Raw genomic sequence first — 26,135 nt, 5'->3', positions numbered from 1 at the left:
CTAAGTCTTTATTTTTAGTTACTGGGCTATAATTCTTGCAATTATTGCTCGTCTCTAATTAACTTAACCTAACATTAATATTTAGGTGTTGTTATGTTTGAACGGGCATTTCAAAAGTTTGCTAAAAGTCATTACTTCTTAGCTATAGGTTTGTTTTTTAGTCAGTTTGCTTTAAGTGCTAATATTGATTTAGTAATAGAAGATCAACACGGTCAAAAGTTATCAGGTGCAGTGGTTGAGCTTAATATTGCTGACAAACAAGCCACACCATCAAATTTGCCCCTTGCTATTATGGATTAAGTTCATAAGCAGTTTTTACCCGAATTATTAGTTGTACAACAGGGTCAAAAAGTTAACTTTCCTAACAGCGATAATATTCGCCATCATGTTTATTCTTTTTCACAAGCTAAGCCTTTTCAACTAAGATTATATTCAGGGCAACCAAAAGAGCCCATTACGTTTGAGCAACAAGGGGTTGTTGTTTTAGGGTGTAATATTCATGATTCTATGGTGGGCTATATTTATGTAGCGAGTAGTGAATCCGTATATAAAACAGATAAAAAAGGCTATGTTAGTTTGCCTATAAATACACTACCTGCACAAGTGAGTGTGTGGCACCCTTTGCAAACAGCGCCATTGGAGAATAAAAAAATGATAACAATTAATTCTCAAAAACAGTTACAGATAGCTGTAAACACATCCTCTCCAGCACCTAGAAATACTTTTGGTAGTAAGTTTAAGGCTGGTAATGACTAATAGTTTACGAAATCGAATAACCATTTTATGTGTTGGCTTAGTGTTATTAACCACTATGGTCAGCTTGTTTAGTTTTTGGTGGTCTACGAGTAAATTTCAAGAACAAAAAGTAAATCAAGATATTACTGTAGCGCAAAATGTTTATAAGCAATATTTGAAATCAAAAGAAAGCCTACTACTAACCGCAGCAAAAGTACTCACCTCCGATTTTGGTTTTAAGCAAGCTGTAGCAACGCGAGATGCAGGAACAATCAGCAGTGTGTTGTTTAACCATAGTCAGCGTATTGATGCCGAATTAATGCTGTTACTTGATTTATCGGGTAAGCTAATTTCGGCTAATACAAATGAAGATGCTTTTGCACATGACTTAAAACCGCTAATGGAAGAGCTTTTAAGTGCGCCAGAAGAGTCTAGTTTTGTGGTGCTTAATAACGAGCTTTACCAAATTATTTTATTACCCGTAAGAGCGCCACGAACAGTAGCCTATAGTTTGGTGGGTTTTAAAATTGATGGCAATGTAGCCCATGAACTAAAAAGCTTAACAGGCATGGATGTAAGTTTTATAGGCAGTGCTGACGATATTGTTATTAGCTCATTAGCTAATCGCCCTGAGCAATTTGAACCTGTTAGCTATTTTAGTACCGTAACCACGTCACGCTTTTTTGGTGAATATTTGGTGTACCGTAACCGCGATATAGACCTACCATCGTTATTGACTCATCCCATAATTATTTTACTGAGTGCTGATTTAACACAAAGCTATAATGACTTTGAAAAACTGTTATTTACACTTATTATTTTAGCTATTTTAACTATGTTTGTGGGCGTAGTTACGAGCAGTATATTTGCAAATAACTTGACTACACCGCTCACCCAACTAGCTGTAATTGCAAGGCAATTTGCGCAAGGTAACTATGCCTTTGAGTTTAAAGGTCAAAGGCAAAGTGCCGAAATAGACACTTTAGTAGCCGCGTTTGATAGCATGGGTAACGACATTAATCAGCGCGAGCAACAAATTAGCTTTCAAGCCCGACACGACTCCCTAACAGGCTTTTATAACCGCTCAGCAATGCTTGAGGTGCTTGATGATGAGTTAGATTCATCAAGCGAGTACACGCTTGTTGCAATAGACATAAAAGGTCTTCGTCATATTAACGACAAGTTAGGCCCGCGCATCGGCGATGACTGTTTAAAAGCGGTCGCTTGCAGAATAAGTGAATTTTCGGACGAGTTAGGGGGCTTTCATGCACGCATTGGTGGCGATGAGTTTTTAACGGTATTTCCGACTGCTGCAGTACGTGAGCAAAAAAGCGGTATTGTGGGTTTAATGGCACAATTACAAGCGTGCTATACAATTCAAACACTTAAAATTAATTTACGCTTCAGTGCGGGCATTGTGCAGTATCCTACGCAAGGTATTGCGAGTGATGACTTAATGCGCCGTGTACTAATTGCAGTAGAAAGTGCAGCCAATAATCAAGAAAGCATACATCACTATCAAAATGGTGAGGACGAAGCGCATTTAGAACGCTTAATAATGCTTGATGAATTAAAGCAGGCAATTAGTGATGACGATGGCCAGTTATTTATGACTTATCAGCCTAAACTACACATGAAAACGCAAAAAATAGATAAGGTTGAGTCACTTATTCGTTGGCAACGAAAAGACGGAAGTTGGGTTAATCCCGAGCTATTTATTGACTTAGCGGAGCAGTCAGGGCTTATAGTTGAGCTAACCGCTTGGGTAGTTAATACGGTTATTGCACAAGTCGCTGATTGGCAATCTAAAAATATAAACTTACAGGCTGCAATAAATGTATCTGCGCAAGATATAGCATTTCCAGGTTTTCATTCCGCATTAGTACGCACACTTAAAAAGTATAAAGTAGATCCTAAATTGATCACTATTGAGCTTACTGAGCGCGATATGATCGAAAACGAAGAGAAAGGCATTAAAGCGCTCGAAAATCTTAAGGCAATTGGCGTTAAAATATCATTAGATGATTATGGTGTAGGGCAAACATCACTTGGCCGATTAAAGATGCTGCCTATTGATGAGCTTAAACTAGACAAGTGCTTTATTTTAAAACTTGATGAGTCACAAAAAGATCAATTTATAGTGCAATCATCAATCACGTTAGGGCACCAGCTAGGCTTCTCGGTTGTAGCGGAAGGTGTTGAAACATTGGGCTCGTTAAATCTACTTAAAAGTATGCATTGCGACCATGCACAAGGATATTACCTAAGTAGGCCTCTAAAAGCAGAACTATTAGAGGAGTGGCTAGAGGAATACTATGAAGAAAATTAAATGTTTATTAGCTAGTCTGTTATTAATATTTACTTTACCGAGTGTTGCAAGCAATGGAAAACTGCTAGCTACGCCGGGAGTCTCTCAAATAGAAGGCAGCGGAGGCGGCGGAATTGTGCCATGGGCACAGCTTGCTGGATACGCAAGTGATGATGAGTTTTCGGTAAATGGCTTTTGTAGCCGCGCAGATGTAACCGACTACACACTTGATGTATGTGGTGCACAGCTTAATTTATTTAATCGTGTAGAACTGAGCTATGCCCAACAGCGCTTTGATGTACCAGCACTTGATACTGAAATAGAGCAGTCAATTACAGGTGCTAAAATACGTTTATACGGCGATATTGTTTACAGTGATTGGCCACAACTTAGCTTAGGTATTCAGCATAAATCACTGGATAGTGGCAGTGTTGCAACACTTGTAGGCGCAGAAGATACTAGCGGCACTGACTACTACCTCGCTGCGAGTAAATTACATTTAGGGGCTATTGCTGGTTATAACTGGTTTTGGAACGTAACCACACGATACAGCGAGGCTAATCAGCTTGGTTTACTGGGTTACGGCGGGGTAAATGGTAGCGGCAAAGTATTATTTGAAGGTAGTACAGCTATATTTTTTAGTCGCGAAGTTGCCGTTGGCGTTGAGTATCGTCAAAAATCAAATAACTTAAACCTAGGCGAACAAGATTGGAAAGATTTATTTGTAGCGTGGATGCCAAATAAAAGTGTGAGTGTCATTGCTGCATATTTAAATTTAGGGCGAATTGCTGGTGCAAATGATCAAACAGGCTGGTATGTGTCGGTAACAGGGTATTGGTAATGAAAAACCTTTCTGTATTTTTATTATGTGTAATGTTACTAGCCGGCTGTACTAATACACCTAAATTATCGCTCTATGAGCAGGTAGGTGGTAAAGCTGGCACAGCAAAACTAATTGATAGTTTTATTGATCAAATAGGTAATGATGAGCAGGTATTTCATTATTTTGAACACGCTAATATTACGCATTTTCGCCAAGGCTTTATAACCCACATGTGCATGTTGCTCGAAGGACCTTGTAAATATAATGGCGATTCAATGGTCGCTATTCATACGGGTATGCATATATCAGAAAAAGACTTTAACCACGTTGTTGATTTACTTATTAATGCAATGAATAAACAAAACATAAATCATAAAATACAAAATAAAATTCTTTTTAAAATGGCCCCTCTTCGTAGTGGAGTTATAAAAATATAATCACTTTGTTTTTGTTAAGTTGCTTTCAAGGTAGAATATAAAGAAAAAATAATAGTAATCCCATATGAACATAATTTTTGATACACAAAGCCTTTACTATCTTCCTCAATATATCCCTGTTTATAAAGAATTGTGCAAAAATGGCATCAAAAGTAAATTTGTATTTTATAAAAATAGCCATGAACATTTAATCCAACGTGTTATAGATGACTATGACTTAGAGCACATCTGGGTTAACGAACAACAACAATCAATTGCTTATTACGAAAATGAAAAAGCTGATTGGGTTTTTTTTGCTAACTCTTTTTGTTACCTAGACCGCTTACATAAAGTATCTAAAAGCGCTCAACTTGGACACGGAATAGGCCCTAAATCAAGTTACTATACTAAGTCTAGTCAAGCAATGACAGTTAGGTTTGTTGAAGGTCAGTACAGACTAAACCGTTTAAAATCAATGTATCCAAATGATAAATTTGTTGATGTAGGCTTTTGCAAATTAGACCCTATTTTCAATAAAGAAAAAATCGATGGTACGTTAGAATTAACTAATTTTGATGATAAAAAACAAACTATTTTATACGCTCCTACCTTTTATCCAAGCAGCTTAGAGTTATTTCCTGAAAATTGGCCGGAACATTTTGGCGATTACAACATCTTAATAAAACCTCATTACTTTTCTATTAGTAAAGAGCGTTATAAAAAACACGTGAAATTGCTAGATCATTGGTCAACGTATCCCAATGTATATTTAGCAAAAGTAGAAGATTATTCGTTAGTGCCTTTTTTAGACAAAGCAGATTTATTGATTAGCGATGCATCATCAGCTTTATTTGAATTTGCTCTGTTAAACAAGCCAGTCATTTGGTGCGATTTTTTGAAGTTGCGGTGGGGATACAAAGGAATATTTTCATATCGTTTTAAAAAGCGAATGGATCAAGATTATGGTGAGTATGCGAATGTTGCAATACACGCCAAAAAATATAAAAACCTTAAAAAGTTAGTGCAGCAACAACTGGCTGAACCAGAAAGCTTAGCTAATATTAGATTGTCTTTATCAGAAAAGTTAGCGGGTAAAATGGACGGTAAAGCAAGTAACAGAATTGTTCAATATTTAATAAAAAATAAGTAACTATTACAAAAGTATTTGGATGTAATCGAACTACTAAAGGGATTTATAAACTCTAAATTATAATTGGGCTTTAGAAATGAAAAAAATTGGATATACAACGGGTGTTTTTGACTTATTCCACATAGGTCACTTAAACATTCTGAAAAGAGCCAAATTAGAGTGTGATTACTTAATTGTGGGTATTACTACCGATGAGTTAAGCAAGTCAGCTAAAAATAAAGAGCCAGTGATTCCTTTTCAGGAGCGTATGGAAATAGTTGAAGCAATAAAATTTGTTGATGAGGTTGTGCCGCAGGTTAATTATGATAAAGAAGAAGCGTGGAACAATTTAAAGTTTGATAAAATGTTTGTTGGTGATGACTGGAAGGGCACTGAAAAGTGGCAAAAGATTGAAGCTGACTTTGCAAAGTTTAATGTAGAGATATGTTACTTTTCGTATACATCTCATACGTCGAGTACAATGTTAAGAAACGTATTAGATAAAATAAATAACACTAAGTAAATCATGAAAAACCTTATCTCCTGCCAGCAATTACAGACGCAACTTAATGACCCTGCATTAGTGATATTTGATGCAGGTATGCTGCGGCCAGGTGTTTTAGGTACTTATTCGCCGCAAGCTATGCTGCCTAACGCTAAACGTTTTGACATAAAAAATGAGTTGGCAGATAGATCAAACCCCTTACCAAGTACAGTTTGCAGCGCTAAGCAGTTTACTCAAACTATGCAAAATGCAGGCGTAAATAACGAGTCGTTTATAGTTGTATACGAAGATGGCGGTTTATTTAGCGCAGCAAGAGCGTGGTGGATGTTTAAAGCTATGGGGCATCACAATGTTAAAGTACTTAGTGGTGGCCTTAAAAAGTGGTTAGAGAGCGGTTACGCTGTACAGCAAGGTTATAGTGAAGTATTGACTAAAGGTGACTTTACAGCCCGCTATAATTCTGGTTACTTTATTAACAGCGAGCAAGTGCTTAACGCAGTAAATGAGCCTAACACTGTATTGCTAGATGCACGTGCTTATAAGCGTTTTACAGGCGAAGAAAGTGAACCTCGAAAAGGCATGCGTAGCGGGCATATCCCAAATAGTCGCTCGGTGCCTTTTATGGGTTTACTCAATGAAGGTGAAGCAAAACCACTTGCTGAAATTAAAGCGATATTTAATGACGTGATTGATGATGCGCAGCAGTTACAATTTAGTTGTGGCTCAGGTGTTACGGCGTGTGTTTTAGCGTTATTTGCTACTGAATGTGGGTACAAAAATTTAAGTGTTTACGATGGCTCGTGGAGTGAGTGGGGCGCAAGTGATTCACTACCCATCAGTACGGGTGAGGCATAAATGTGGTTAGTGTAGAACTTACTCACGCGAAAATCGCAGTAAATTACTTTACTACCTTTTAAAACCATAAGGGCAGTTTTTACAACCATTTTTGCAGCACGAACCACGCTTTAAAAAAAACCACTTACTAAATACCATGTAACCACTTTGCATGGTGTAGTCGAGCTCTTCAATTAAATTGTCGTTATCTCTAAATTGTTTTGCAAAGTCTATTTGGGTTTTAATAGGTTGTGTATAAACACCCTCTAAAAAAATATTTATTTTATTAAGCGTGCACTTGCGGCATAAACAACTTGTTGCTGTGGTATCTAGCGGTAAAATAGCTGGCAGCGCATTGCACCAACACGCTGATACATCGTCTACATTACACGTTAGAGTGTTGTCGCATTGAGTACAGTTAAGTTGAGTCATTATAATTCTTTTTAGTAACAGTGAGTCAAGAATAACAAATATTATGAATACACAAAAAGCATTAGCTGAATTTATTAAGTTTGGTGTACAAAGGGACGAAGCTATATCGGTTATCGTTTCAAGCCCTGCTGATAGCAATAAAGCTCATTATACTCTTTCAACTGAGGTTTTAGTTGATGTGCTAAAGCGATGTTTGAGTAACGAAATAGACTTAGATGATTTAGAACTTTGGGCAAACGTAATTGAATCGCGAGATGACATTGATTGTGCTGAGCATGAAGGTGTTATTTATGCTCTCAGTAATAGTGAGCAAATAGGAGAGCTTAATCATCAAAAGCTTGCTCAAATAGTTGCGTTAGTAAAAATTTGATTTGTTTTAAAAGCGAGATATAAAAGCTCACTTACAAAAAACCGCATTTAATTTAAATGCGGTTTTTTTACAATTGAGAACAATCGTTTTAAGCGATTATTTATGATATCCCAAGCATGTTTCTACTTCGTTTTTAGAACCTAAAATAACGGCTACGCGCTGGTGGATTGCATCAGGCTGAATATCCATAATACGCTCGGTACCGGTTGAAGCGATACCGCCAGCTTGCTCTACTAACATAGCCATTGGATTAGCTTCGTAAAGTAAGCGTAATTTATTTGGCTTTTTAGGATCTTTAGTATCGGTAGGGTAAGTAAATAAACCACCACGGCTAAGTACGCGATGCACATCGCCCACCATTGCTGCAATCCAGCGCATGTTAAAGTTTTTAGCGCGAGGGCCAGTATCACCTGCTAGCAAATCATTTATATAGCTTTGCATCGCTGGTTGCCAATGGCGTTGGTTAGAGGTATTAATTGCAAATTCGTTTGTATCAGCAGGAATATCAGCAAAATCTTGTGTAAGTAAAAAGCTGCCTTGTGTTTTATCAAGGGTAAACATGCGCGTGCCTTTACCTGTAGTCAGCGCAAGCATAGTTGACGGGCCGTAAAGTACGTAACCTGCTGCAACTTGCTTATGACCTGGCTGCATAAAAATGCTTTGATCAGCGGCATCAGAGCCTTCAGGCGCTTCCATAATAGAAAATATAGTACCGACAAGCGAGTTAATATCGGTATTTGACGAGCCATCGAGTGGGTCAAATGCCACTATAAATTTAGCATCTGGGTTACCTGCTACTGTGTAGTCTTCTTCTTCAGACGCGATTGCTTTAACCGTGCCTGATTCCAGTAAAATATCTTTTAACAGCTGATTAGATAATACATCGAGCTTTTTTTGAGTTTCGCCTTGAATGTTTTCATCAAGTGTTGAACCTAACACGCCAGAAAGCGCGCCTTGACCAACGCGAAACGAAATTTCTTTACATGCCGCTAAAATTGTTCGAATTAATGATAAAAGTTCTCTTGAACAACCATCTTCAAGTAATACTGGAGGGAGTCTACGCATTCTATTTTCCTGATAACGTGTTAAAACCAATCATAATGTGAGAGAGATTAGCTTAGAGCGCTGAAATTCGTCTTAAATAACTGTATTGTTTAAATAGCACCCTATAATGGGACCACCTAATCGTACTTAAAACACAAATAACAAAGATAAGATTATGAAAAAAATACCACTACTAAGTTACATATTCTTTACTGTGCTGTGCTCTATCATAACCCAAGCGCACGCAGCAATTAAGTCAATTGATGAATTTACTACGCAAATGAATCATTTTCCGGGCTATTATTCGTTCTTTTACGATACCCAAAACGGAAAAGTATATTTAAAAGTTGATAAGTTTGAACAACAATTTTTACTGCAACAAAGCTTGCCTTACGGTATTGGCTCTAACGATATAGGCCTTGATAGAGGTCAGCTTGGTAATACTCACCTTGTACAGTTTGAGCGTTTTGGTGACAAAGTAATGCTGCGCGCTGTAAACACTTACTATCGTGCTAATACAAGTAATAAGGCTGAACAGCAAAGTATTAAAGAAGCATTTGCATCAAGCATACTTGCTGGTTTTAAAGTAGTTGCAGAAGATAAAGCCACAGTACTTATTGATTACACGCCTTATTTATTAAGTGATGTACATGGCGTAAGCCGCACGCTTACTGCACGTAAGCAAGGTAACTTTAGCCTTGATGAATCACGTAGCGCCGTTTATATGAATCGCTCAAAAGCATTTGTAAAAAACACCGAGCTTGAAGCCGTACTTACATTTAAAGGCACAAAACCAGGTGAGTTTGTTCGCCAAGTAAGTGCTGACCCTTATGCGCTTACTGTGCACATGCATCATTCACTTATTCAATTACCAGATGATAACTACACGCCGCGTAAGTTTAATCCACAATCAGGTTTTTGGAGTATTGAGCATAAAAATTACGCAGCCCCACTTGGCGAGTCTATGTACGTGCGTTATATACCGCGCCATCGTTTAACTAAAAAGGATTCAAGCTTACCTATTAGTGAGCCTGTAGAGCCTATTATTTATTATTTAGATCCTGGTGTTCCAGAGCCTGTTAAAAGTGCTTTACTTGAAGGTGGAAAATGGTGGAACGGCGCATTTACTGCTGCAGGATATAAAAATGCATTTATAGTAAAAGTGCTGCCAAGTAGCGCCGACCCGATGGATATTCGTTACAACGTCATTCAATGGGTACACCGTGCAACGCGTGGTTGGTCATATGGTAGCTCGGTAATTGACCCACGCACGGGTGAAATACTTAAGGGGCATGTAACACTTGGCTCATTGCGTGTTCGCCAAGATATTTTAATAGCCGAGGCACTTGCTGCACCTTATTTAAAAGGCAATGAAGTTGCTAAAAACTTACAAGCTATGGCGCTTGATCGTATTCGCCAATTAAGCGCGCATGAAATTGGTCACACGTTAGGTATTTCTCATAACTTTGCGGCATCGGTAGGTGATAGAGCTTCTGTAATGGACTACCCACATCCGCTGCTTAGTTTTAATGAACAAGGTAAGCTTGATGTAACGCGCGGCTATGCAACAGGCATGGGCGTGTGGGATACCCAAGTAATTAAATATGGTTATAGCGATTTTACTAACCAAGATGAAAGCGCAGAACTCGCCGCTATTTTAAAAGAAAACAAAACTAAAGGCCTTGAGTTTATATCTGACAGCGACGCTCGTGCTAAAGGTGGCGCGCATCCAACAGCTCATTTATGGGATAACGGCACTAATCCTTCTAAGGAGCTTTTACGCGTACTCGACGTACGTAAAAAAGCGCTTTCACAGTTTGGTATTAATAATATTAAAACGGGCGATGCATTATCGCAATTAGAAGAGAAATTAGTCCCGCTTTATCTGTTTCACCGTTTTCAGGTGGAGGCTGCAGTTAAGCTTATAGCTGGTGTTGATTACGAATACGAAACACGCGACGGCTCAGCCGTAAAAGGCGCACAAGTCGTTAATAAAAAAACACAGCAAGAAGCAGTAAACGCTATTTTTGCAACGCTTAAGCCAAGTAACTTATTACTGCCGGAGTCTGTATTATCGCTAATTCCGCCAAAAGCGTATGGCGAGTCTAAATCGCGCGAGAGCATAGTTGGGCGCACAGGGTTAACGCTCGATGCAATGGCATTACCGGAAGTTGCAGTGCAGCACAGCTTGTCGCTTTTATTAAATGCACAGCGTTTAAACCGCCTAGCGCAGCAGCAAGCACGCAGTAACGACTTTTATAGCTTAGATGAACTACTTGAAGCGTTATATAGCCAAGTGTTTAACGTGTCGTCGCCTAATACAATGACAGGTAAAATAACTCAGCGCGTGCAATTTTTAACTGCAAAAACGTTTGCTGATTTAGTCGCAAGCGATAGCACAAGCCCTGAAGTTCAAGCGCAGTTACGATACTACTTAGTTAAGTTGAGTGAAGACTTTAATCAAAACTCAATGCTTAGCCATACAAGTACTGGCGAGAGTGCGTTTAAGCAATATTTAGCTGAGCAAGTAAATCAGTTTTTAATTAAAGGGCAATGGCCAAACAACTTTAAAGTGCTGCCAATCCCACCGGGCTCACCAATTTAGAATAAAAACTGAAGCGCTTAGTTTTAATCAATCATTTAATCAATCATAAAGCAAAACCCCGAGTATATTTATACTCGGGGTTATTTTATTCTTAAAGTGGATGAGTACTTTAAGACTTTATTTGCACTAAATCGTAATCGGCCATACCAGGTACTATTGCCTGTAAGCGAGACTCTGTTACATCGAGTGCATTTAAACATTCGCAATATTCAGAAGCTTTAAGCTCTAATTGATGGGCCTTTTTTTGCAGCGACTTATCAATCTCTCTTGAGATAATATCCATGCGTTGACCCATGTCGTTAATACGATCTTCTATATTCCCTTCACGCGATTTAAACGCATCTCCGAGTGATACTAAAATAGCACCTAACGATCCATGCACGGCAGAGTGAATTTGCTGGCTGATCTCTTTAGTAAAAAAATCATCTATTTGTGAAAGTGATTGAGGGGCTATAAAAAAGAAGTCATCACCGCGCTTAAACTTATCCATTAGCGCGCGCTCTACATACTTTAATTGTGTTTTTAGTACTTCAGGTTCTTTGTCTGACATACCTTCAACTACGTGTTCAATAGCGCTTAAGCCTAAGTTAACGCCATCTGTAGCAAGGTTTACTAGCTCGGGAACTGTGTGGCGAATCCCATTACTAAATTGTTCGAGTACTTTGCTTTCGTCATCGCTTAAGTCAACCCAATAACCGCGAATAAACAGTTGGTTATCATTATTAATTTGGACACGAGTTTGGCCTTTATCTAATATGCGAATCGCATCATCAGTAATAATTAAACCATGGCGTAATTCAACATCGCATTGGGGTTGAGCAAAGACACTGCTGCTTGAGAGCGCTATGGATAACGCCAATATCGAACGAGATAGAAACGCCATAAACACCTCAAGAAGACTAAAATGGAAGGCGGGTAGGTTAACAAAAAAACAACTTTATGCAAGTTAAAATAAACCTTGCGGATATCTCACAGAATAGGTGTATAGAGCGAATCCAGTGTTTTTTAATACGATGATGATAGTTAAAATTAATAGATAACGAGGGGCTTGGTATATAGTGAGAGAAGGGGGATTAACTCATATTTAAATGAGAAGACTTGGCCTTTAAAGTGGAGCTTTAATAGCTGACCCCGAATTTACTCTGGAGTCAGCTTAAAAGACTAAAATCTAAATATTTAGTGCGAAACCACAATTAAGCGAATTGCATCAAGTTGTAACTGCGTTTTTTCAATATACGTAGTTAAGTCGGTACGTTGCTTATCGTAAAACGTTATTTCTTCTTGGCGAATATTTGGGTTAATTTGCTTAAGAGCAACCAGTCGCTCTTGCTCTTCACTTAGTGACGTTTGCATTTTAACAAGCGACGCTGCACGAATAACTTCAAGTTTTTCTTGTGCCATATCTTTAGCGGTAGTGATCATAGGGTGAACCGCGCTTTGTAGTGCACCTGCAAGTTTACTTGCTGTTTGACGGCCAACTGCAGATAACTGCTGGTTAAAACCTTCAAAAGCCACATTCTCACCCAAGTTATTACCTGCTTTATCAAGCAATATGCGAATTGGTGTAGGCGGTAAAAAGCGACCAATCTGCAATACTTTTGGCGCCATCGCTTCTGCAACAAAAATAAGTTCAACAAAAAAGGTGCCTGGTGGTAACTTTTTGTTTTTAAGTAGTGCAACCGATGCGCTACCAAAGTCGTCGTCACAAATCATATCCATGGTGCCTTGCACCATTGGGTGATCCCAACTAACAAAGTGCACGTCTTCTTGCGAAAGTGCTGTGTCACGATCAAAGGTAACGGTCATACCGTCTTCTCTAAGCGATGGGAATGATGGGTTTAGCATGTGCTCAGTTGGCTTTAAGATAATGGTATTTTCACCTTTATCTTCTTGGCTTACGCCAAAGGTGTCGAACACATTGATCATGTAGCTTGGTAGTTCAAACTGGTTATCGAGTTTTTCAATATCAGTTACAAGCGAGTCGGCAGCACCTTGACCCGATGAATGCAACTCAAGTAAACGATCGCGTCCGCTTTCCATTTTTTTGCGCAGTACGGCATTTTGCTGTGCTACTTGCTCAAGTAATGGATCGAGTTCGTCTTCATCGCAGTTATGCGCAGCAATGTATTCAAGTAGGTCATCACGAAACTCTTTATAAAGCATTTGACCCGTTGACGAGGTAGATTCGAATGCGTCTAGACCTTCGTTGTACCAACGTAGTAGTACTTCTTGAGCGGTGTTTTCAAAATATGGTACGTGTATGTTCACATCTTGCGTTTGACCTATACGGTCTAATCGACCAATACGTTGCTCTAGTAAGTCTGGGTTTAGAGGTAAATCAAACAACACTAAGTGATGCGAGAACTGGAAGTTACGACCTTCTGAGCCAATTTCTGAACACAATAGTATTTGTGCGTTGTCGTACTCGTCTGCAAAAAATGCAGCAGCGCGGTCACGCTCAATAATAGACATACCTTCGTGGAATACCGAGGCTTTAATTGCTTCACGTTCACGTAGTATTTGCTCAAGGCTGATAGCTGTTTCAGCTTTAGCACATATAAGCAGTACTTTTTCGCGCTTAAGCGTTTTAAGGGTGTCGATTAACCAATCGACACGTGGGTCAAATAAACCCCAGCTTGCGCTTTCGCCTTCAAACTCTTGAAATATTTTTTCAGGAAAAAGAGCACGGTGTGCACTTAGTTCAGGGTTTTGAATGCCGCCCATATTACCGAGTACCGACATAGCCGTTTTATACTGTTTTGGCAGTGCCATAGGGTAGGCGTGTAATTTACGACTTGGGTAGCCATCAATGCCGCTGCGGCTGTTTCTAAATAATATACGACCTGTGCCGTGGCGATCGAGCAGCATGTTAAGTATTTCTTTACGTGCTGGTAAATCGCCTTGCTGCGCTTTTGCAAGAATATCGGTAATGTCGGTTTCTTTTAATAGCTCAATAAGCGTGGCTTTGGCAGCATCGTCTAGCCCTTGCTCTTGCAGTAATTGATTTGCGGCTTCGGCTACGTCTTTATAATTTGCTTCTTCTTCTTTAAACACGTCGTAGTCGTAAAAACGGTCAGGATCGAGTAACTGTAAACGTGCAAAGTGACTGCTATGACCAAGTTGATCAGGCGTTGCGGTAAGTAAAATAAGGCCAGGAATATCTTGGCTAAGCTCTGCCATACGTTGGTACTCTGAGCTTGGCTTGCCGTTATTTATACTTAGGTGATGAGCTTCATCTATAACTAGTAAATCCCAATCAGCAAGCGTTGCTTGTTCAAACCAGCGCTTTTTCTTGGTTAAAAACTCAAGACTAGTAAGTACCAATTGCTCTGTATCAAATACGTTTGGAGAATCTGCAAACGCTTCGTCGCAGCGTTCTTCATCAAAAATAGAAAAGTGTAAGTTAAAGCGGCGTAGCATTTCTACTAACCATTGGTGCTGTAGATTTTCTGGTACAACAATAAGTACGCGGCTCGCACGACCACTAATAATTTGTTGATGTAAAATCATGCCCGCTTCAATTGTTTTACCCAGGCCTACTTCATCTGATAAAAGTACGCGTGGTGCAAAACGTTTACCCACTTCTTGGGCAATATAAAGCTGGTGCGGAATAAGATTAGCACGCTGACCAATTAAGCCTTTAATAGGCGATTGTTCACGTTCAAATTTATGTAACCACGTTTGGTAGCGAAGTGTATAGCGATCAAAACGATCGACTTGGCCTGCAAATAAACGATCTTGTGGTTTGTTGAACTTAATAAAATGATCTAAAAAGGTTTCTTTAAGCTTGGCTGTTTCGCCGTTATCAACACGGGTGCCGTGATAACAAAGTAACTCGCCTTGTACTTCAATAGACTCTACTTCTAATTCCCATTCTTCAACGCTTTTGATCACATCGCCAGGATTAAATGCCACACGGGTAACAGGGGCTTCTGCACAAGAATAAACGCGGTTTTCACCACTGGCAGGAAATAATATGCTGACCTGACGGCCTTCAATGGCAACAACGGTGCCTAATCCTAAATCTGACTCTGTATCACTGATCCAACGCTGACCTAAGGAAAAATTCATGTATGTCTCGTCTATGAAGAAAAAGGCGGCTATGTTACCTGTTACATAACACCACTGCAAGGCGCTATTTGGCTGACTTTTAATTAATTATGTAAGTGTAAATTATTACTATTAAAACAACTTATATGTGGCTCTTTTTTAAGTAAATAAAAACTAATTACAGTTTGTAATAAAACGGACTTTTATGACAAATAGACTAAACTTACATTATGCCTTGGCAATTAAGTATTGCAGGTTTAAGTTTTGCCCGTTTTACTTAGTTATTTTGGTATAGCATAAAAATCATAAAACGTAAGGAAAGTGCTATGGAAAAAGCTTCGAACCTTGAAAGTAAAATGTATGTGCTAGATACCAACGTACTACTTCACGAACCCCTCGCTTATTTGTCTTTTCAAGAACATGACGTTGTAATTCCGATGACGGTGCTTGAAGAGCTCGACCACATAAAAGACAGAAAGCATGATGTAAGTCGTGACGCGCGGGTCGCCATTCGTGGATTAGATGAAGTACTTAAAAATGCAACGCCCGAACAAATGCTACAAGGCGTGGCACTGCCGAGTAACAAAAAGGCAAAAGCGAGCTCTGCAGGTACACTCATTATCGTAAACGACCATTTATTTGCAGACTCTATTTCTGGCCTCCCGGGTAACGAAAACGACCATCGTATTATTAATTGCGCTGTGTATTTACAAAAGCAGCACAGTGATTCAAAAGTAATATTAGTGACAAAAGACATAAACATGCGCTTAAAAGCCAAAGGTGCAGGGCTTAAGTATGTTGAGGATTACCGTACCGATCAACTTATTGACGACATAAGCTTGCTCACTAGTGGTTATAAAAAAATTGAAGGTGATTTTTGGGACCATGTAGGAGAATGTAATACGCAGCAACATGGGCGCGATACGTTTCATCATGTGCCTAAAAATTTAATACCCGATGTATTTTGTAATGAGTACTTGCTTGATGGTGGTGAGCACTTTGCGGCGCGCGTTAAATACTACGACGACAAGCACATAACGCTAAAAGATATTGGCGTTGAGCGTTTAATGCATCAGCAGGCATGGGGTGTTAAACCTAAAAATATTTATCAGGGGATGGCGCTTGATGCACTGCTCGATACAAGTATAGAGCTTGTTATTTTAACCGGCCCAGCAGGGTGTGGTAAAACCTTGTTAGCACTTGCCAGCGCCCTTGAAATGGTCATCGAAAAAGGGATTTACGATAAAGTAATCGTCACCCGTAATACGCCAGAAATAGCAGAGTCCATTGGCTTTTTACCCGGCACGGAAGAAGAGAAAATGGCGCCTTGGCTTGCAGCCATTACCGATACGCTAGAGGTACTCCATAAAGGCGACGAAAACCCGATATCGAGCCGAAACTACATAATGGAGAAAGCCAATGTACAGTTTAAGTCGGTTAACTTTATGCGTGGGCGTAGTATTCAAAATGCAGTGGTCATTTTAGACGAGAGCCAAAATTTAACGGCTTCTCAGCTAAAAACTATTATTACCCGCTGCGGCGAAGGTACTAAGTTAATTTGTACGGGTAACTTGGCGCAAATAGATAGTAACTATTTAACGCCAGTAACATCGGGCTTAACGTACATAGTAGAGCGCTTTAAAAACTTTGAAGGCAGCGCAACTATAAACCTCAACGGTGTTGTACGTAGCCGTTTAGCGTCATTTGCAGAAGAAAATTTATAACTTGCGCTTAACAAATTGGCTCGATAGTCTATCGATTGATTTTCGAGCCAAATGGCAGGCAGTACATTGAATTTTTTACCTCTGAAGCATTATTATCGTTCATTATTTATTGCGCTGTTAGTACCATTGATTGTCGCTTTTTTACTGTGCTTGCACTTATATAATATAAAGCTTGAGCGGACGGTTGAAAAACGCCAAGCTGATTTTATAAATGTTTCAGCGCAAGTTACCCACGGGATGGAGTCGGTGAGTAATCTACTTACCACAATGTTTAATTTATACGAGCAAACGACTTATCCAAAAATAAACCAAGATTTGCTCGAAGGCATAAATCAGTATGATGGTTACTATTATCGTCATTTTATTGATCAAAGTACTGAAATTGTGGGTAAAGGTGAGTTTGCGTTATCTGCTAAGGCATTAATGCAGTGGCAAAAGGCTATTACATTAGGGCCTTCGTTTAATGCAACGCTTGCGTTAATGCAGTCGTTATCTGCTGTAGCGTATGTTGATGATAATGGTTTTGCTTATGTAAGCAGGCGCAACAAAAGCCAAAGTTTAATGCTTACTGAAATTCTAAATGGAAAATTTAAGCCAAAATTTGCACAAAAAAAACTTACTTCAAGTCCTATTGTTAAAGTTAATGACAAATCATATTTTGCTATTGGTCGACAACGAAGCACTGGCTCAGCTGATTACATTATTTTAATTTATGACGTACAAGCAATTTCGGCATGGTTAAAAAAGATTTCACCGAGTAGTGGCGAATACGTTTTTATGAACCAATCACATCAAATTATCGCCAGCTCTAAACAGTTAATAGAGCAAGCGACTGCGTTAAAGAATTATTGGCCAGACTTGGCCGAGCATCAGAGTAAAAAAACTGTGTTAACTAGTGATAGTAATTACTTTATGCAGCCTATGGGTGAGTTACCCATTCATGCAGCATTTTACGAGCACAAACCTCAATTAATAAGCTCAATTAAGTATGAGATATTACTAGAATTTGCATTTTTAACGCTATTTTTAAGCATTATGTTTGGCGTGTTTTTTTGGTTAAGTCAGCGCATTTTTATTAAGCCAATGACTCACTTAATGTTCTATCTTGAGAGTAACGGTACACAACCCCAAGAGCAACTAAACTACAAAGTTCCGTTGAGCTGGCAGCCCTGGTTTTCTAAAGTTAAACGCGTATTTAATAAAAACAAAGAATTGGTTGATTCGTTACAAAGTGCGAATAAGGCGCTGGATAACCAAGTTCAGCTGCAATCAGAAAAACTAAGCCGTAGTTACGAAGCAAAAGAGCGCCACCTAGCTTTGCTCAACACGATGCTAAACAGTGTGCCAGATCTTATTTACTTTAAAAATATTGATGGATCATTCTTAGGATGCAATAAAGCATTTGAGGCGTATATAGGTAAAGATCAAACTGCGTTAGTTGGTAAATATGTGGATGATTTAGGTGACAATGATCAGCAAATAAATGCGCTTGAAAAACAAGTATTACAAAACAGAAATAGTGTTGAACAGCGAATAGAAACCGATACAAAATCGTATCAACTTACTATTGCCCCTTTTTATAATGAGCACCAACATCTGTTGGGGACTATGGGTATTGGTCGCGATATTACCGAACAGCAACAAGCATTATTGGCCTTAAAAGCATCAGAATCTAAATTTAGAAGTGCGATTGAATTTGCGGCTAACTGCGTGGTTTTACTCTCGCTTGAGCACACAATATTACAAGTAAATAAAGCAGCAAGAAAGCAGTTTTCTGAACATCCAGTACTGGTTGGTGAGCAGTTAAAAGCACTATTTGATGATTCTCAATGGCAGCAAATAAAAAGTACTTTAGCGCAATTGCTAGATGATAAAAAACGCGTGTACCACTTAACTTTATCGCAAGGGCGGCTAGCAAGCTGGTTGCAACTGAGTGTATCGCTTGTATGGGATGAAAACCGCGATCCAGCCTATTATGTTATTCACATTCAGGATGTGAGTGCGCTAACTAAATCAAAACTAGATGCTGAGCGGGCAACTCTAGCTAAAAGCCGCTTTATAGCCAATTTAAGTCATGAAATACGCACCCCGCTTAACGCTGTTTTAGGGTTGCTTGATATGCTAATTGAGCAAGGGTTAACGCAAAAGCAATTACAGCAAACTGACCAAGCAAAACATGCGGCACAAAGCTTATTACTAATGCTCAATAGAATGCTTGATTTTGCACGTATAGAAAGTTCGCAAACTGATTTAAAACAAGCATCTTTTAGTATGGTTGAGCTGGTGGATATCTGCGAAAGTCTAACGGCTCCATTGTGCGAAGGAAAAGGTATTGAATTTGTTATTGATATTGACCCATTAATAGCGCCTGATTTGATATGCGATAGTATTCGTTTACAGCAAATATTAGGTAACTTATTAACTAATGCTGTTAAGTTTACAAAAACAGGTTCCATTACTTTAAAAATGGAACTTATTGAAAGCGATAGCCTAGAGCAACAGCATATTTGCTTTAAAGTAATTGATACCGGTATGGGTATAGATGAAGCCGATCAGAGGCGTTTATTTGACGCCTTTACGCAAGGTGATGAATCCTCAACACGCATACATCAAGGTGTTGGACTCGGTTTAGCGATTGTTAAACATGCCGTGTCATTAATGGGAGGGGAGATTGCTTTAAAGAGTAAAAAAGGTCATGGCTGTGAGTTTTACTTCAGCGTTAGTTTTTTGGTTGATACCACTAAAAATACAATGTTACCGGCTAATACATTAGCTATTTTATCGGATCAAAGTAAAGAGCTTAAGCAAGTAACAAATGCTTATGCAGAGCTTGCTAATATTAATTTAGATGAAGTACTCAAATACCCAATTAAGCTCTCTAATACTCAGCAAATAATAATTGATGCAGCTGACTTACCTGCACTTTTAAATGTTGAAGCAATTAATGATTCCTTGTCAGCTAAAGAAACATCGGTAATTATTATTAATCATCAGCACACACTTAATTTACCAACAAGTGAGCATTTAGCTGCGCATCACGTTAAAGCCTCGGCATTGGGACAAAGGTTATTTAGTTTGAACACGGTGCAAAAGCCAAAAGTCGATACCTATACTACAATACATAATATAACTGAAATTAAAGCTGATATATCGGGTCTACTTGTATTAGCAATTGATGATAATCAGCTAAATTTAGAAATAATTAGCAGTGTGCTACGCCAAGCAAACGTAAGTGTTGTTACGGCTTTAAGCGCATCGATTGGCATGGAATTACTGCACGTTTTAAAGCCAGATTTAATATTGATGGATGTGCAAATGCCGCAAATAGATGGCTGCCAAGCAACGGCTTTAATTCGTCAACAGTTTGACGCAAAACAACTACCTATTTTTGCATTAACGGCCCATTGTGAACCTGCGGATATTGAGCGTTCTTTAAAGTGCGGTATGAATAAACATTTAACCAAGCCAGTAGTTGCTAAGGTGCTTATTGACGCAATTGCCGATTTAAGCTTAGTTAAACCAATCTTTTTCGAAAAGTCATTTGCTTTAACTCAATTTAGTATGGATGAAAAACTACTTAATACGATGATTGATAAGTTTGCTAGCTTGTGTGAAACCCAGCTATCGCAACTAGAAGAAACAACCAATAAAGATGATTTGGTACGCTTAGTGCATAGTATAAAAGGTGTTGCAGGTAATTTAGGTTTTAGACGACTATCGCACTGTGCTTTATTATGTGAAAGAGAGATTAAAACAACTAATAAGCCTATTGAAATAACACTCAAAGAGCTTATTATGCAGTTAGAACAGGTAATTGTTTTTATTAAAGGGTTAGGGGTAAGGGATGTCGAAAAGAGCTAAAGTACTTATTGTAGATGATGATCCAATCAACAGATTAGTACTTGAAAAAACACTTAAAGGAGAACACGACGTGTTCTTGGTTGAAAGTGGTGAAAAAGCACTTACCTTTGTAAAAACAGCGCAAGTTGATTTAATAATCCTTGATGTGATTATGCCCGGAATTGACGGCTATCAAGTACTTGTAGAGCTTAAAGAAAACCCGATAACTCAGTCTATTCCTATCATATTTATATCAGCCAATCGCAGCCATGATGATGAAGCAAAGGGCCTAGAGCTCGGTGCAATGGATTATATAACCAAGCCATTTAGTCCTTCTATCGTTCGCGTTAGGGTACGTAACCAATTACTTATAAAACAAAAAAATGATTTGCTAGAAATGCTAGCTTCAATAGATGGCTTAACCGAAATTCCAAATAGACGCTACCTCGATGAGAATTTATCTCGAGAATGGCGCCGCAGTAAACGCAATGGCACACCGCTATCGGTTTTACTTATGGATATAGACCATTTTAAACGTTACAACGATTGCTACGGACACCGTGCAGGTGATGAATGTTTAAAGGATGTTGCACAAGCACTCGCAGCACAATGTGAACGAGGTAGTGACTTTATTGCTCGTTATGGCGGCGAAGAATTTGCAGCTGTGCTACCTGGAATGGATAAGCATGAGGCTATGGAGTTTGCTAACAAATTACGCAATGCTGTAAACGCTTTGAACATAGAACATAAAGCCTCATTAAATGCTGACCACATCACTATAAGTATAGGTATTGCTACAACTCAAACAGGTAGAGTGTATGCTGAACAAGCATTACTAGAAGAGGCCGATTTAGGCTTATATGCTGCCAAAGATGCAGGGCGGGATAGAATAGTCGCACGGTAAAAATTTAATATACAAAAAACGCCAATATTTATATTGGCGTTTTTTGTATCAACTACTTTTTATACCAATTCGCTTAATTAAGTGATCTATTTTGAGGCTGGAAAAACGTGTTGATAGCTAGGCAAAAAATTCGCTATTTAGTTGTTCTCGGCAATTGCTCCTGCATTGCTCTACCTTCTGCATCCATGCAGTCGTAAATGAGAGTTGTTTAACACCGGTAGCGACACGTTTAGCCCCGCAAAATGATTAAGTATTATTGCGGATTGGTATTATAGGTTATTGCGTGATCATACCTAAAGCGGTGTCACCAATGCCCACTAACTTATCATTTTTAAATACAAGTGGCGTACATTCATCTTTCGTTGTTTTAGAATCTGAATGTTTGCTATGAGTTACATAAAAAAGTACTTGGTATACATCGTCATCTTTTTTTAATAGCTCTGTGAAATTAGGCGTTTTTAATTGCGTTAAAACAGATTGATAGCTGCTATCCATTTTTAGCTCTGATATAGCCTCACGATTATTTTTATGTTGTGCTTGCCAGCTTGATGAGTTTTTCCCTGCCCAATGCGTCTCAGCTTCACCATCTGATACGGCAATAACACAGCCTGTTAAAAATGGAGCGATTAAAGCGGCTGCTAAAAGTGATTTTTTCATTTTTATTTACCTTAATAAGATTTTTAATTGGTTATTAGCTGTATTAAAGCAAAGAGTAGACCATATTTATAAGTTGTTATAAATCAGTTTGTTAAGTGAGTTAAGCTGTTTTTATCTAATAAAATATTAAATATATTAGTAAAAACAGCCATTTTTTAGCTTATTTGATTACTACAATAAAATCACTACACCAAACGGTTACGTGATTCGGCTTTAGTAAATGCCGCAATGTTTAAACTTACTTCATTAATTAAACGCACAATAGATTCTGTACTTGCCCATGCTATATGCGGAGTAAGTAATAAGTTATTGCCTTTGTAATTAGCTAGCGGGTTTGAAAGCTCTGCAGGTTCTTTGGTTAATACATCAACACCGGCTCCGGCAATTAGGTTTTGTTCAAGCGCTGTTGCTAAGTCGGCTTCGTTAATAATACCACCACGTGCAGTGTTAATAATTATAGCACTTGGCTTCATCACTTTAAGCTCATTAAGCGCTATTAAGTCACGTGTTTCATCTGTTAGCGGGCAGTGTACGCTGATTATATCGGCTGTTTTAATGACGTCTTCAAAAGGCGTACGACCATCACGGCATGCAACCCCTTTGCGCTCTGCAACAATAACATTGGCACCAAATGCCTCAGCCACTTTAGCAACGCCTTTGCCTAATGTACCGCCACCTATAATGGCAAATGTTTTACCTTGTAAATCATTAAAGCTGTAATCGAGTATGCAAAACATTTCGCTTTTTTGCCACGCGCCTTGCTGGCAATCTGCCTGATAGCGATGTGTATTACCAAGTAAGTTAGTAATTAAAGAAAACGTATGCTGAACAACAGAAGGTGTTGAATAGCCAGCTACATTAGTAACGGCAATACCAAATTCTTTAGCGGCTTCTAAATCAACATTATTAGTACCGGTTGCACTTACACAAATTAATTTAAGCTGTGGTAGTTGGCTAATTGTGTCGCGATTTAAAACTGCTTTATTAGTGATTAATACATCTGCGCCTTGGCAGTGCTCAATAACTTGCTCTGGACTAGTAAGTTCATAAGTCGTTAATTTACCAAGTTGTTCAATACAAGTAAGAGACGTTTTAGCTAACGTAGCGTTATCAAGAATAGTAATGTTCATTATGAGCCTTAAAATAAGTGGATCTAAAAGAGATAAAATCGTAAAAAGAGGCCTACGATCCAGCAAAAATCTAAAATATGGGCTTAAGGTACTACGAAAGAAAGCCTTTGTTAATGGTATTACTACCAAATGATTAGAGGGCATGTAATTAAAGGGTTTAGTATTAGTGGTCTGCCCACTAGCTGATTAAGAACATGGTATTTTGATCAACTGATCAGTTTTTTGCACTTTTAAGCAAGCTCATGGTCATAGAAGCTAACTAAACTCGGCTTTAAATAGATTTTTTAGCGAGTTGCTAAAAATAAAAATCGTTTTTTGGTTATTTCGCATTTTAGATTGGCTGAGTTATAATCGGATATAGACATAAACGGTGCGCTTTGGCGTGCCGTTTTTTAACATTGTAGATGTAGTAATGAGTGAATTAGAAGATAAATACGCAGATATACGCCCATACAACGACGACGAAGTTGCGGCGTCGCTTACTCGTTTAATTAACGATAATGCGTTTATTGATGTAATAGCAAAGTATAATTTACCGCGCTTCTTATCGGCAGTGCCTTTTATTGCGCGCCCATTAGTAAGAAGTCAGTTACGTAAAAAGTGGGGCAAAGTAAGCACCGTTGAAGATGTACAAAACGAAGTGGCGCAATACTTAGATAAATTAGTAAAACGCACCACGTCAAAAGTAACTTTTTCTGGATTAGATCAGTTAGACGCTGATCAGGCCTATTTATTTATTTCAAATCATAGAGATATAGTGCTTGATCCTGCATTAGTTAACTGGGGTTTATATCAACATAAAATGAAAACAGTGCGTATTGCTATTGGCGATAATTTATTGCAAATACCTTACATTACTGAGCTTATGCGTTTAAACAAAAGCTTTATCGTTAAGCGCTCTGCTAAAGCGCCAAAAGAGATGTTAAAAGCACTGACTCAGTTATCGTCATACATTTACGATTCTGTAATCGGTGGAAATTCTATTTGGATTGCACAAAAAGAAGGGCGTGCAAAAGACGGTTTTGATCAAACTGATCCTGCGCTTTTAAAAATGCTGCAGTTGAACGGACGTAAACAAAAGAAAGAGTTTGGCGATTATATTAAAGAGTTGAAAATAGTGCCTGTCTCTATTTCTTATCAATATGAGCCGTGTGCAATTGCTAAAGCTAAAGAGCTTTACCATAAACAGCATCATGGTGAGTACGTTAAATCGGCTGGTGAAGACATTGCGAGTATTGTTGAAGGTTTTAGTACTGCTAAAGGGCATGTGCATTTAGCGTTTGGGCAACCAATTGAATCTAAATGTGATAGCGCTGAAGAGCTAGCTAAAACGATTGATCAGCAAATCGTTGATTCGTTTTATTTGCATCCAGGTAATTATATTGCTGGTGGCTGTAAAAAGGCAGTTATTGATTCTCCAGATACGGCTAAGTTTGAGCAGCGTTTAGCACTGGTACCTGATGAGTTAAAACCATTAGTGCTAGCTATGTACGCTAAGCCATTTCACCGTAAAACAGAGATAAACACAAATAGCTGCGAGCATTAATACTCATCGCTTAATAGCCTTTAACTTAATAAAAGTAAGCAGCAATTAAATTGCTGCTTTTTTTTTGCTCAAAAATGACGCTATACTAAGTACCTCTAATTAAACGGTGCTAATGCTATGCAACAAATTGAAATATTTGATATTCCAAGCCCTTGCAAAAGTATTTGTTTAGTTAATAACAGAGGGTATTGTAAGGGGTGTTATCGCAGTCGTGATGAGCGCTTTACATGGAACTCACTTACTAACGCCCAAAAAAAGAAGGTGCTTAGTTTATGTCAGCAGCGATATAAACGTTACCTACAAAAAAAGCAGCAAAGTGCAGCTCTAAATGAACAGGCGCAGCAGCAAGGATTCGACTTTTAAAAGCTCAACCCATGCTTTGCTCTTAGTGCGTATACGGTACCGTTGTCAGTTAGGTTAATTAATGACATTTTGAGTTTTTCTACTAGGTTTTTATTACGTTTATTTAAATAATGATAAAGCGGATACGTACTCAATACTTCTTTTTCAAAGCAGCCTTGGGGTGTAGGGAGATCGTTATTTTGCATTATAAAGTTAATCATTAAAGCCCCTTGTACTTTTTGCTGAGCTAGTAAATTAAGTTGGGCATTCATACTTTTAACTTTAATAATATTTCCTGCAAATTGTGTACTTGCTAAATAATGCTCTTGGACAGGGTAGCCATCAACAATTGCGACACTATCAAGTTGTTCTAAACTGCGAGGTAAACAATTTTTATATAATACTAAGTCAAACTTAAACAGTTCATAATCAACTCTAATTAAGTTCTCATAGTTTTCTTCAACACTTATATCTCTTCCCAATTGCCCATCAAGTACGCCATTATTTGCCGCAAGCAAAGCATTTTGACGGCTAAAGTCGATAATATGTATTTTAAAACCTATGTCTGCGTATGCCAGCTTTAAAAGCTCTAAAGCATAATCAGCTTGGGGTGTACTTTGCGGACGGTTAAATGTGAGATTGTATTGGTGGCTAAAACAAGGTGCACTAAAAATTAAATTTATCAATAATAACAAGATACTAAAATGTTTGTTCATTATCAGTTCCAATTACTACAGAAAT

The 26,135-nt window shown here is 38.5% G+C and carries 20 protein-coding genes and 1 pseudogene; 14 read left to right on the top strand and 7 right to left on the bottom strand.

The annotated features are described in order from the left end of the window. The first annotated feature begins 93 nt into the window (after window positions 1–93). The 7 genes and pseudogenes from PX700_RS03570 (at window position 94) to PX700_RS03540 (ending at window position 6,771) form a co-directional block, all read left to right on the top strand. Window positions 94–756: pseudogene (locus PX700_RS03570) on the top strand (methylamine utilization protein). Further along, window positions 749–3,064, top strand: coding sequence for a bifunctional diguanylate cyclase/phosphodiesterase (locus PX700_RS03565; protein WP_479519878.1), 2,316 nt, complete (start codon window positions 749–751; stop codon window positions 3,062–3,064). The pseudogene PX700_RS03570 and the gene PX700_RS03565 overlap by 8 nt, the downstream one beginning before the upstream one ends. Further along, a complete protein-coding gene (locus PX700_RS03560) occupies window positions 3,051–3,884 on the top strand; it encodes a DUF3034 family protein (protein ID WP_479519877.1) in 834 nt (277 codons plus the stop codon). Before PX700_RS03565 ends, PX700_RS03560 begins: the two co-directional genes overlap by 14 nt. Further along, window positions 3,884–4,303: a group I truncated hemoglobin gene (locus PX700_RS03555; protein ID WP_415637499.1), complete on the top strand. Its 420-nt coding sequence runs from the start codon at window positions 3,884–3,886 to the stop codon at window positions 4,301–4,303. Before PX700_RS03560 ends, PX700_RS03555 begins: the two co-directional genes overlap by 1 nt. Window positions 4,304–4,367: 64 nt before the next feature. After that, a complete protein-coding gene (locus PX700_RS03550) occupies window positions 4,368–5,432 on the top strand; it encodes a CDP-glycerol glycerophosphotransferase family protein (RefSeq protein WP_479519876.1) in 1,065 nt (354 codons plus the stop codon). A gap of 76 nt (window positions 5,433–5,508) precedes the next feature. Beyond that, complete coding sequence (locus PX700_RS03545) at window positions 5,509–5,934, top strand: FAD synthase family protein (RefSeq protein WP_415637501.1); 426 nt, start codon at window positions 5,509–5,511, stop codon at window positions 5,932–5,934. A 3-nt stretch (window positions 5,935–5,937) separates the two neighbouring features. Next, window positions 5,938–6,771, top strand: coding sequence for a sulfurtransferase (locus tag PX700_RS03540; protein WP_479519875.1), 834 nt, complete (start codon window positions 5,938–5,940; stop codon window positions 6,769–6,771). Between the two features lie 51 nt (window positions 6,772–6,822). Here the strand turns inward: PX700_RS03540 and PX700_RS03535 are convergent, their stop codons facing one another. Continuing rightward, entirely contained in the window at window positions 6,823–7,182 is a 360-nt protein-coding gene (locus PX700_RS03535) for a DUF5522 domain-containing protein (protein ID WP_479519874.1), read from the bottom strand. Window positions 7,183–7,225: 43 nt separating this feature from the next. On the opposite strand from PX700_RS03535, the gene PX700_RS03530 reads away from it, so the two are divergent. Continuing rightward, the gene (locus tag PX700_RS03530) at window positions 7,226–7,552 is read left to right on the top strand and encodes a hypothetical protein (protein ID WP_479519873.1); all 327 of its coding nucleotides are present in this window, start codon (window positions 7,226–7,228) and stop codon (window positions 7,550–7,552) included. A 96-nt stretch (window positions 7,553–7,648) separates the two neighbouring features. Here PX700_RS03530 and PX700_RS03525 read toward each other — a convergent pair whose 3' ends face one another. Further along, window positions 7,649–8,617: a class 1 fructose-bisphosphatase gene (locus tag PX700_RS03525; RefSeq protein WP_479519872.1), complete on the bottom strand. Its 969-nt coding sequence runs from the start codon at window positions 8,615–8,617 to the stop codon at window positions 7,649–7,651. A 154-nt stretch (window positions 8,618–8,771) separates the two neighbouring features. Between PX700_RS03525 and PX700_RS03520 the strand changes: the two genes are divergently transcribed. Further along, entirely contained in the window at window positions 8,772–11,201 is a 2,430-nt protein-coding gene (locus PX700_RS03520; protein WP_479519871.1) for a zinc-dependent metalloprotease, read from the top strand. A gap of 109 nt (window positions 11,202–11,310) precedes the next feature. Here PX700_RS03520 and PX700_RS03515 read toward each other — a convergent pair whose 3' ends face one another. Both PX700_RS03515 and rapA read right to left on the bottom strand, forming a co-directional pair. After that, the gene (locus PX700_RS03515; protein WP_479519870.1) at window positions 11,311–12,084 is read right to left on the bottom strand and encodes a YggN family protein; all 774 of its coding nucleotides are present in this window, start codon (window positions 12,082–12,084) and stop codon (window positions 11,311–11,313) included. A 293-nt stretch (window positions 12,085–12,377) separates the two neighbouring features. After that, a complete protein-coding gene (gene rapA, locus PX700_RS03510) occupies window positions 12,378–15,272 on the bottom strand; it encodes an RNA polymerase-associated protein RapA (protein WP_479519869.1) in 2,895 nt (964 codons plus the stop codon). A gap of 305 nt (window positions 15,273–15,577) precedes the next feature. On the opposite strand from rapA, the gene PX700_RS03505 reads away from it, so the two are divergent. The 3 genes from PX700_RS03505 to PX700_RS03495 are packed head-to-tail and all read left to right on the top strand — an operon-like array spanning window position 15,578 to window position 21,719. Beyond that, window positions 15,578–16,975, top strand: a complete 1,398-nt coding sequence (locus tag PX700_RS03505) for a PhoH family protein (RefSeq protein WP_479519868.1) — start codon at window positions 15,578–15,580, stop codon at window positions 16,973–16,975. Between the two features lie 51 nt (window positions 16,976–17,026). Beyond that, entirely contained in the window at window positions 17,027–20,836 is a 3,810-nt protein-coding gene (locus tag PX700_RS03500; RefSeq protein WP_479519867.1) for a PAS domain-containing hybrid sensor histidine kinase/response regulator, read from the top strand. Continuing rightward, window positions 20,820–21,719: a diguanylate cyclase gene (locus tag PX700_RS03495; protein WP_415637510.1), complete on the top strand. Its 900-nt coding sequence runs from the start codon at window positions 20,820–20,822 to the stop codon at window positions 21,717–21,719. The genes PX700_RS03500 and PX700_RS03495 overlap by 17 nt, the downstream gene beginning before the upstream one ends. 276 nt (window positions 21,720–21,995) lie before the next feature. On the opposite strand, the gene PX700_RS03490 is transcribed toward PX700_RS03495, so the two are convergent. Continuing rightward, window positions 21,996–22,376: a DUF3192 domain-containing protein gene (locus PX700_RS03490; RefSeq protein ID WP_166419692.1), complete on the bottom strand. Its 381-nt coding sequence runs from the start codon at window positions 22,374–22,376 to the stop codon at window positions 21,996–21,998. Between the two features lie 185 nt (window positions 22,377–22,561). Continuing rightward, window positions 22,562–23,506 carry a D-2-hydroxyacid dehydrogenase gene (locus PX700_RS03485; protein WP_479519866.1) on the bottom strand — a complete coding sequence of 315 codons (945 nt, stop codon included), beginning with the start codon at window positions 23,504–23,506 and terminating at the stop codon, window positions 22,562–22,564. Window positions 23,507–23,918: 412 nt separating this feature from the next. Between PX700_RS03485 and PX700_RS03480 the strand changes: the two genes are divergently transcribed. Beyond that, window positions 23,919–25,052, top strand: coding sequence for a 1-acyl-sn-glycerol-3-phosphate acyltransferase (locus PX700_RS03480; RefSeq protein ID WP_479519993.1), 1,134 nt, complete (start codon window positions 23,919–23,921; stop codon window positions 25,050–25,052). A gap of 117 nt (window positions 25,053–25,169) precedes the next feature. Continuing rightward, the gene (locus PX700_RS03475) at window positions 25,170–25,415 is read left to right on the top strand and encodes a DUF1289 domain-containing protein (protein ID WP_415637513.1); all 246 of its coding nucleotides are present in this window, start codon (window positions 25,170–25,172) and stop codon (window positions 25,413–25,415) included. Here the strand turns inward: PX700_RS03475 and PX700_RS03470 are convergent. Beyond that, window positions 25,412–26,110 carry a hypothetical protein gene (locus PX700_RS03470; protein ID WP_479519865.1) on the bottom strand — a complete coding sequence of 233 codons (699 nt, stop codon included), beginning with the start codon at window positions 26,108–26,110 and terminating at the stop codon, window positions 25,412–25,414. The two genes, PX700_RS03475 and PX700_RS03470, sit on opposite strands and share 4 nt — an antisense overlap. Window positions 26,111–26,135 lie beyond the last annotated feature (25 nt).

It is taken from the genome of Pseudoalteromonas sp. TP27 (assembly GCF_056470645.1).
This window is presented reverse-complemented; position numbering and strand designations above follow the sequence as displayed.